This is a genomic window from Mycobacterium colombiense (assembly GCF_003284975.1).
Lineage (GTDB): Bacteria > Actinomycetota > Actinomycetes > Mycobacteriales > Mycobacteriaceae > Mycobacterium > Mycobacterium europaeum_A.
This window is the reverse complement of the sequence record NZ_QMEU01000051.1, coordinates 22917-31974: the sequence shown is the minus strand read 5'-3', so window position 1 is coordinate 31974 and position 9058 is coordinate 22917. Positions and strand designations below refer to the sequence as shown.

At 69.3% G+C, this 9058-nt stretch carries 8 protein-coding genes and 1 tRNA gene; 7 read left to right on the top strand and 2 right to left on the bottom strand.

All coding sequences use genetic code 11. The annotated features are described in order from the left end of the window. Nucleotides 1-101, bottom strand: a 101-nt coding sequence (locus DQP58_RS27205; protein ID WP_240629876.1) for a hypothetical protein, incomplete at its 3' end; no start/stop codon positions are given. Between the two features lie 18 nt (nt 102-119). Beyond that, nucleotides 120-214, bottom strand: a tRNA-Sec gene (locus DQP58_RS16565). A gap of 45 nt (nt 215-259) precedes the next feature. Here DQP58_RS16565 and selD point away from each other — a divergent pair. From selD to DQP58_RS16525, 7 genes are all read left to right on the top strand, one after another. Beyond that, nucleotides 260-1261 (top strand): selenide, water dikinase SelD, encoded by a 1002-nt coding sequence (selD, locus tag DQP58_RS16560; protein ID WP_430916156.1) that lies wholly within the window; start codon nt 260-262, stop codon nt 1259-1261. 83 nt (nt 1262-1344) lie between these two features. Then, nucleotides 1345-4689, top strand: coding sequence for a formate dehydrogenase (fdh, locus tag DQP58_RS16550; RefSeq protein WP_240629874.1), 3345 nt, complete (start codon nt 1345-1347; stop codon nt 4687-4689). Continuing rightward, nucleotides 4664-5647 (top strand): 4Fe-4S dicluster domain-containing protein, encoded by a 984-nt coding sequence (locus DQP58_RS16545; protein ID WP_112709379.1) that lies wholly within the window; start codon nt 4664-4666, stop codon nt 5645-5647. Before fdh ends, DQP58_RS16545 begins: the two co-directional genes overlap by 26 nt. Beyond that, nucleotides 5644-6729, top strand: a complete 1086-nt coding sequence (gene nrfD / locus DQP58_RS16540; protein ID WP_112709378.1) for an NrfD/PsrC family molybdoenzyme membrane anchor subunit — start codon at nt 5644-5646, stop codon at nt 6727-6729. Before DQP58_RS16545 ends, nrfD begins: the two co-directional genes overlap by 4 nt. Nucleotides 6730-6801: 72 nt before the next feature. Continuing rightward, complete coding sequence (locus DQP58_RS16535) at nt 6802-7788, top strand: LLM class F420-dependent oxidoreductase (protein ID WP_112709377.1); 987 nt, start codon at nt 6802-6804, stop codon at nt 7786-7788. A gap of 187 nt (nt 7789-7975) precedes the next feature. After that, nucleotides 7976-8389, top strand: a complete 414-nt coding sequence (locus tag DQP58_RS16530) for a malate dehydrogenase (protein ID WP_112709376.1) — start codon at nt 7976-7978, stop codon at nt 8387-8389. 39 nt (nt 8390-8428) lie between these two features. Next, complete coding sequence (locus tag DQP58_RS16525; protein ID WP_112709375.1) at nt 8429-8983, top strand: type 1 glutamine amidotransferase domain-containing protein; 555 nt, start codon at nt 8429-8431, stop codon at nt 8981-8983. The last annotated feature ends 75 nt before the right edge of the window (nt 8984-9058 follow it).

Here is a 9058-nt window from a genome sequence, read left to right as displayed (position 1 = left end):
GACTTCACCAGCGTGCGGCCCAGCACCCGTTGCGCCGCGGCCAGCCGCGGATCGGCGAGCAGCGTGTCGGTGCCGGGCACCCGTCGGCGCGGATCGGTCATCGCGGACCCGGAAGAACATGGCGGAGGCGGACGGGAATTGAACCCGCCAACGACAGCGACTGCCGTTCGACGGTTTTGAAGACCGCGCCGGTCACCAGACCGGACACGCCTCCTTGAGCCATGGCGCCAATTGTCGCAGCCTTCGGCGCGCGGGCACCATGGACGCCGTGACGTACCGATTGACTCAATACGCCCACGGCGGCGGCTGCGCCTGCAAGATCCCGCCCGGTGAGCTCGAGGACGTGGTCCGCGGGTTGGGTTCCAACCCGCCGCGCGACCCGTTCGGGGAGCTGCTGGTGGGCCTGGACAACGGCGACGACGCGGCGGTGGTGCGCATCCAAGAGGGCACGGCGTTGATCGCGACCACGGACTTCTTCACCCCGGTGGTCGACGACGCCTACGACTGGGGCCGTATCGCGGCCACCAACGCGCTGTCCGACGTCTACGCGATGGGCGGGCGCCCGGTGGTCGCGGTGAATCTGCTGGGCTGGCCGCGCGACGTGCTGCCGTTCGAGCTGGCCGCCGAGACGCTGCGCGGCGGGCTGGATGTGTGCGCACTGGCCGGCTGCCACCTGGCCGGCGGCCACAGCGTCGATGACCCCGAACCCAAGTACGGGCTGGCGGTCACCGGGATCGCCGACCCAAACCGATTGCTGCGCAACGACTCCGGCAAACCTGGGATTCCGCTGTCGCTGACCAAGCCGCTGGGTGTCGGCGTGCTGAACAACCGGCACAAGGCCACCGGGGAGCGCTTCGAGGAGGCGGTCGCCGTGATGACCACGCTCAACGCCGACGCGGCCGCGGCGGCGCTGGCGGCCGGGGTCGAATGTGCCACCGACGTCACCGGTTTCGGGTTGCTCGGGCATCTGCACAAGCTGGCGCGGGCCAGCGGCGTGACGGCGGTGATCGATTCGGCGGCGGTGCCCTACCTGGACGGCGCGCGGGCGGCGCTGGCGGCCGGCTACCTCTCCGGCGGCACCCGGCGAAACCTCGACTGGGTGGCGCCGCACGTCGACCTGTCCGCCGTAGGGGAGGACGATGCCCTGCTGCTCGCCGACGCGCAGACCTCCGGTGGGCTGCTGATCGCCGGGGAGATTCCCGGGGCGCCGGTCATCGGCGAGCTGATACCGCGCGGCGAACACACCATCGTGGTGCGCTGATCGGCCCCACCGCGCTAGGTGAAAACGTGGCGACCCCCGGCGCCCGGCTTCGCCGCGCTTGCGATCGCCACTAGGGTTAGGACATGGCCCTGCGCGAAGTGTTTCTGGAATGGCCCGTCCTGCGCCAGTTGCGGTCGACGGACAAGCTTGGCCGCGGTTCGGCGGTGACCTCCAAACAGACCCGCGCGCTGGCGCCGCGCACCACCACGGCCGACCGCGTCGTGCAGAGCATCTGCCCGTACTGCGCCGTGGGCTGCGGGCAGCGGGTGTACGTCAAGGACGAGCGGGTGGTCCAGATCGAGGGCGATCCCGACTCGCCGATCTCGCGGGGACGCTTGTGCCCCAAGGGTTCTGCTAGCGAGCAGCTGGTGAATTCGCCCGGCCGGCAGCTGCAGGTGCTCTACCGCCCGCCGCGGGCCACCGAGTGGCAACCGCTGGAGCTGGACACCGCGATCGACATGATCGCCGACCGCTTCGTGGAATCGCGGCGCAACAGTTGGCAGGACATCGACAAGAAGGGCAACCTGCTGCGCCGCACCATGGGCATCGCCGCGCTCGGCGGTGCCACCCTGGACAACGAAGAGAACTACCTCATCAAGAAGCTCTTCACCGCCGCGGGCGCCATTCAGATCGAGAACCAAGCTCGTATTTGACACAGCGCCACGGTTCCCGGTCTGGGAGCCTCCTTCGGGCGCGGCGGCGCCACCCAATCACTGCAAGACATGGCCAATGCCGACTGCATTGTCATCCAGGGCTCCAACATGGCCGAGTGCCACCCGGTCGGGTTCCAGTGGGTGGAAGAGGCCAAGGCGCGCGGTGCGCGGGTGATCCACGTCGACCCGCGCTTCACCCGGACCTCGGCGGTCTCCGACCGGCACATCCCGATCCGCGCCGGTTCGGACGTGGTGCTGCTCGGCGCGTTGATCAACCACATCCTGTCCAATGACCTGTGGTTCTCCGAGTACGTCGTCGCCTACACCAACGCCGCCACCCTCATCAACGAAAATTTCAGGGACACCGAGGATCTCGGCGGCCTGTTCTCCGGCTTCGATCCCGAGACCGGCCAGTACGACACCTCCAGCTGGGCCTACGAAGAGCGGGATGACGGCCAGATCGAGTCCCCCGGTGGGAGCCACACCGACGGCGCCACCGCCGCGGAGAGCGGCGCCGGTCACGAGCACGGCAGCGGCGGTCCGCCACTGGCGAACGCCCGGGTGCGGCGCGACGAAACCCTGCAGCACCCGCGGACGGTCTTCCAGATCCTCAAGCGGCACTACGCCCGCTACACCCCGGAAATGGTCACCGACGTCTGCGGTATCAGCCGCGAGGATTTCGACTACCTGGCCCAATCCATCGAGGAGAACTCCGGGCGCGAGCGCACCACCTGCTTCGCCTACGCCGTCGGCTGGACCCAGCACACGCTCGGTGCCCAATTCATCCGCACCGCAACGATTTTGCAGCTGCTCATGGGCAACGTCGGCCGTCCGGGCAGCGGCATCATGGCGCTGCGCGGTCACGCCACCATCCAGGGCTCCACCGACATCCCGACGCTGTTCAACTTGCTGCCCGGGTACCTGCCGATGCCCAAGGCGGGCATGCACGACACCCTGGCCGACTACCTCGACGCGGTCGGATCCAAGAAGCAGAAAGGCTTCTGGGCCAACGCCGATGCCTACACCGTCAGCCTGCTCAAGGCGTGGTGGGGGGACGCGGCGACCGTCGACAACGACTGGGCCTATGACTATCTGCCGCGGTTGTCCGGCCCGCACGGCACCTATCAGACCGTGATGGGGATGCTCGACGACGAGGTCGAAGGCTACTTCCTGCTCGGGCAGAACCCCGCGGTCGGTTCGGCCCACGGCCGCATGCAGCGCATGGGCATGTCACACCTCAAGTGGCTGGTGGTCCGCGATCTCAACCTCATCGAATCGGCCACCTGGTGGAAGGACGGACCCGAGATCGCGTCGGGCGAACTCAAGACCTCCGAGATCGACACCGAGGTGTTCTTCCTGCCCGCCGCGACGCATGTGGAGAAGGCGGGATCGTTCACCCAGACGCAGCGGCTGGTGCAGTGGCGGCACAAGGCCGTCGAGCCGCCGGGCCAGTGCCAGAGCGAACTGCAGTTCTTCTACGAGCTCGGCAAACGGATCCGGCAACGGCTGGCCGGGTCGACCGACGAGCGCGACCGGCCGCTGCTGGACCTGACCTGGGACTACCCGGCCGACGAGCACGGCGAGCCCGACGGGGAAGCGGTGCTGGCCGAGGTCAACGGCTACCGCGCCGCCGACGGTGGCGCGCCGCCGAAACCCTTGACGTCCTATACCGAGCTGCGCGCCGATGGGTCGACCGCCGCCGGCTGCTGGATCTACACCGGGGTCTACGCGAACGCCACCAATCAGGCCGCGCGCCGAGTGCCGCACGGCGGTGAGTCGCCGAGCCAATCGGAGTGGGGCTGGGCGTGGCCGGCCGACCGGCGGGTGCTCTACAACCGCGCGTCGGCCGACCCGGAAGGCAAGCCGTGGAGCGAGCGCAAGCGCTACGTCTGGTGGGACGAGGAGCAGGGCCGGTGGGTCGGCCACGACGTCCCGGATTTCGTGGCCGACCGTGCTCCCGGCGCCCGGCCCGACCCCGACCTCGGCGGACCCGACGCGCTGGCCGGGGATGACCCGTTCATCATGCAGGCCGACGGCAAGGGCTGGCTGTTCGCGCCGAAGGGTGTGGTCGACGGGCCGTTGCCCACGCACTACGAGCCGCAGGAGTCGCCGGTGACCAACGCGCTGTATCCGCAGCAGCGCAATCCGGCGCGAATCACGTTCCCGCGCAAGGACAATCTGAGCGCACCCAGCGCCGGTGACCCGGGCGCCGACGTCTACCCGTACGTGTTCACCACCTACCGGCTCACCGAGCACCACACCGCGGGTGGCATGAGCCGGTGGCTGCCCTACCTCTCCGAGCTGCAACCGGAGATGTTCTGCGAGGTGTCCCCGGAACTGGCCGCCGAGCGCGGCCTCGAGCCCTACGGGTGGGCCACCATCGTCTCGCCCCGCGCCGCGATCGAAGCCCGGGTGCTGGTCACTCAACGGGTGAGCCCGCTGCTCATCAACGGCCACACCGTGCACCAGATCGGCTTGCCCTACCACTGGGGCGTCGGCAGCGACGCGGTGGTCAGCGGGGACGCGGCCAACGACCTGCTCGGTGTGACGCTCGATCCCAACGTGCAGATCCAGGAGTCCAAGGCCGGGTCGTGTGACATCCGTCCGGGTCGCCGCCCGCAGGGCGAGGACCTGTTGCGGCTGATCGCCGACTACCAGTCACGCTCGGGCGTCACCACGGAGACCGGCAACGTCCGGGTCGACAATGCGGTGTGGGACATCGTTGGACAGCAGGACACGAGGAGGGGCGATGGGTCAGCTGACCGGGCCGACTGACCCGGCCGCGGCGGCCGGATGGCCGGATGCCAAGCCGCGCAAGGGTTTTTTCACCGACACCTCGATCTGCATCGGCTGCAAGGCCTGCGAGGTCGCCTGCAAGGAGTGGAACCGCAATCCACGCGACGGTGACCTCGAGCTGCTGGGGTCCTCGTACGACAACACCGGCGCGCTGGGCGCCAGCACCTGGCGGCACGTGGCCTTCATCGAGCAGGGCCGGGAGCGCATCGAACAGGCCCGCGAATCCGGCCGCGCCCTGATCGATCTCGGCATGCCCGCCTTGCCCGGCGCCGCGGAAACCGCTGCTGCCGAACCGGTTTCGCAGCCGCTGTACACCCCGGAGTTTCGCTGGTTGATGTCGTCGGACGTGTGCAAGCATTGCACGCACGCCGGCTGCCTGGACGTCTGCCCGACGGGCGCGCTGTTCCGCACCGAGTTCGGCACGGTGGTTGTGCAGCACGACGTCTGCAACGGCTGCGGCACGTGCGTGGCGGGCTGCCCGTTCGGCGTGGTCGAACGGCGCAGCGACGGCACCTACGCGACGCCGGTGGAACGCCCCGGCCGGCCGAAGGAGGAGTTTGTCACCGGGGTCGCCCAGAAGTGCACCCTCTGCTACGACCGCCTGGTCGAGGACCAGATCCCGGCGTGTGCCCAGACCTGCCCGACGACGTCGATCAAGTTCGGCGATCACGACGAGCTGGTGGTCCAGGCGCGCGAGCGCGTCGTCCAGCTGCACGCCGAGGGGCGCACGGAGGCAAGGCTTTACGGCGCCAACGAGAACGACGGCGTCGGCGGCACCGGGTCGGTGTTCCTGCTGCTCGACGAGCCGGAGGTGTACGGGCTGCCGCCCGACCCGCGGGTGTGCACGGCCGACCTGCCGGCCATGTTCAAGCGCGCCGGCCTGGCCGCGGCCGGCATGGTCGGCGCGGCCGCGCTGGCATTTTGGAGGAGCCGATGAGCACGTCGGAATTCGACAGCTTCCGGCCGCCGGAGCCCACGGGCGGCAAGCGGCGCAAGGGCAGGCGCGCGGGCCGGCGCGGCGGTGCGGACGGCTCCCGCGAGATGCCGATGGTCCCCGACGCCGAGTTCACCTCGTATTACGGGCGGCCCGTGGTCAAGCCAGCACCGTGGGGACACGAAGTCGCGGCCTACCTGTTCCTGGGCGGCGTCGCCGGTGGGTCCGGACTGCTGGCGGCCGGCGCCCAGCTCACCGGGCGAAACACATTGCGCCGCAACACCAGGCTCTCCGCGCTGATCGCGGTGGCCCTGGGTGCGGTCGCCCTGGTCAAGGATCTGGGCCGGCCCGAGCGCTTCGTCAACATGCTGCGGACGGTCAAGTTGACCTCGCCGATGAGCATCGGCTCCTGGATTCTCAGCCTGTTCTCGGCCGGCATCGGCGTTGCGTCGGCCGCCGAGGTCGACCGGATGACCGATGAGCGAATCCCGTTGGGCCCGTTGCGGCCCGTGCTGCGCGCCGTGGAGGGGCCGGCCGGACTGGAAGCCGCGGTGTTCGCGGCGCCGCTCGCCGTCTACACCGCGGTGCTGCTCACCGACACCGCGACCCCGACGTGGAACGCCGCGTATCGGGACCTGCCGTTCGTGTTCGTCAGTTCGGCGAGCCTGGCCGCCTCGGGATTGGCGATGATCACCACCGGGGTCGCCGAGGCCGGGCCGGCCCGCAAGCTCGCCGTCATCGGCGCGGTCGGCGACCTGATCTGCACTCGGGTGATGGAGCGCCGGATGGACCCGGTGACCAGGGAACCGCTGCATCACGGCACGCCCGGCCGGCTCTTGACGGCCAGCGAATGGCTCGCCGCCGCAGGCGGTTTGGGCGCGCTGCTGGGTGGGCGGCGACGCGGCGTCGCGGCACTGTCCGGCCTTGCGTTGCTGGCGGCATCAGCTTCGCTGAGGTTCGGTTTCTTCGAGGCTGGCAAGGAATCGGCCGGTGACCCCCGCTACACGATCGAGCCGCAGAAGCGCCGCCTCGCCGCGCGCCGGGCCGCCGGCGTGACCGGGGACTCGATCACCACCGCGGGCTGAGGGCGCGGACGCACAGCGGGGCGTAACCGAGGGCGTCGTTTGCGCTTTGTGTAGTCGGGTACTCCGTCACGCATGACGAATTTTGGCTACACTTTGATGACCGAGCAGAGTGGACCCAAAGACCTTGTCCGATATGCGGTTTCGGCCGAAGAGCGCGGCTTCGACTTCCATGTGTGCAGTGATCACTTCTCGCCGTGGCTCACCACGCAGGGACACGCGCCGAACGCCTGGGCGGTGCTGGGTGCGGTGGCACAGGCCACCGAGCGGGTCGACCTCTACACCTATGTGACGTGCCCGACGATGCGCTATCACCCTGCCGTGGTCGCCCAGCAGGCGGCCACGGTGCAGATCCTGTCCGACGGCCGGTTCACCCTGGGCCTGGGCAGCGGTGAAAACCTCAACGAGCACGTCGTCGGCAAGGGCTGGCCGACCGTCACGCGCCGGCAGGACATGCTGCGCGAGGCGATCAAGATCATCCGGGAGCTGTTCGGCGGGCAACTGGTGGACTTCACCGGTGACTATTTCCGGGTCGACTCGGCCCGGCTGTGGGACGTGCCCGACGTCCCGGTCGGCATCGGGGTGGCCATGGCGGGTGCGCGGGGCGTCGACAAGTTCGCCAAACTGGCCGACCACCTCATTGCGGTGGAGCCGGACGCCGAACTGGTCAGGGAATGGCATTCCGCCCGCCAAGCCGCCAACCTCGCGGGCGGGGGACGCGTGGTCGGCCAGATACCGGTGTCCTGGGATCCCGACCGCGACACCGCGGTGAAGCGTGCGCACGACCAGTTCCGCTGGTTTGCCGGCGGCTGGAAGGTCAACGCCGATCTGCCGACGCCGGCCGGCTTCGCCGGGGCGACCCAGTACGTGCGGCCCGAAGACGTCGCCGAGACCATTCCCTGCGGTCCTGACCTCGATGCCATCGTCGAGGGCGTCCGGCCCTACTGGGAGGCCGGGTTCACCGACATCGCGCTGGTGCAAATCGGCGGGGAAGCCCAGGAGCGGTTCCTCGCCGAGGCCGCGGAGCCTTTGCTCGCGGCGTTGCGCGACGCAGCAAACTGATCGCAGGTTTGACCGCTTCCCTCCCGGGTATCCGCGTCGCAGTCGTGCGGCAGCCGGCCAACGCGCGTCGGGACGTCGGCAGAGCTGGGACGTGACGGGCGTTCCGGCGGCGTTGGCCCCGCAAATCGCTGCCGCCCCGCCGGTGGCCCGGAAGCAGGTCCTGCGGCACAGCAAGGGGGAGTGAAAGTTGAGCGACCAGACCGACGGCACCACGAACACACTCGTCAAGGTCCTCAGCGGCGCCAGTATCGGACTCGGCGTCAGCGAATTGGTCGCCCCGGGCAAAGTGGCCGCAATCGCGGGCGTGGATGACACCAGCCGGTCCCGACGGGTGATTCGCGCGCTCGGGGTACGCGAATGCGGCCATGGCGCCGCGCTGCTCGGCGGTCCCGCCAAGCTGGTGTGGACCCGGGTGGCCGGGGATGTCCTGGACATGGCCCTGTTGATCGCGGGCGTGGTCGCCCGCGGCCCGGGGCGACGCCGCCAGGGCGCCATCTCGGCGGCGCTGCTGTCCGGCATTGCCGGACTGGACCTGTACACGGCGCTACGCACCACCGGCAGCGGGGCCGCATCAGGCGCTCCAGCGCTACGAGCTCTTTGAGGCGAAAGTAATCGGTGATTCGCAGGAAGGGGACCGACGATGTCAAACGAGTTGCAAGGCAAGAAAATTGCGATTTTGGCGGCCGACGGTGTGGAAAAGGTCGAGCTCGAACAGCCGCGTGCGGCGCTGCAGGAGGCCGGCGCGAAAGTCCAGTTGCTGTCCCTGAAGGACGGCGAAATCCAGGCGCGTAATCACGATCTGGAACCGGCGGGAACGTTTGCCGTCGACCGCAAGGTATCCGACGCCTCCGTGGACGACTTCGACGGCCTGGTGCTGCCGGGCGGCACGGTGAACCCGGACAAGCTGCGGATGGACAATTCCGCGGTGTCCTTCGTTCGCGATTTCGTCGGATCGGGCAAGCCGGTGGCGGCCATCTGCCATGGCCCCTGGACGCTGGTGGAAGCCGGTGTGGCAGTGGGCCGCACGCTGACCTCGTACGCCAGTATCCGCACCGATCTGCGCAACGCGGGTGCCCACGTCGTCGACGAGGAGGTCGTCGTCGACGGCAACCTGATCACCAGCCGTTCCCCATCGGATCTTCCGGCGTTTTGCGCGACCATCCTCAAGCAATTCGCGCAGGCGGCCACCGGTTGATCGCGACTTTTCGGCCGTCCCGTTTGAATGCGCCGGTTTGCGGGCATTATCCCGCCAAGCCGTGATCAGCGGCAA

What these genes read in the sequence shown, in the direction of transcription:
- selD (WP_430916156.1), top strand. Translation starts at nt 260, where the DNA reads ATGGACGCCGTGACGTACCGATTGACTCAATACGCCCACGGCGGCGGC.
- DQP58_RS16545 (WP_112709379.1), top strand. Translation starts at nt 4,664, where the DNA reads ATGGGTCAGCTGACCGGGCCGACTGACCCGGCCGCGGCGGCCGGATGG.
- nrfD (WP_112709378.1), top strand. Translation starts at nt 5,644, where the DNA reads ATGAGCACGTCGGAATTCGACAGCTTCCGGCCGCCGGAGCCCACGGGC.
- DQP58_RS16535 (WP_112709377.1), top strand. Translation starts at nt 6,802, where the DNA reads ATGACGAATTTTGGCTACACTTTGATGACCGAGCAGAGTGGACCCAAA.
- DQP58_RS16525 (WP_112709375.1), top strand. Translation starts at nt 8,429, where the DNA reads ATGTCAAACGAGTTGCAAGGCAAGAAAATTGCGATTTTGGCGGCCGAC.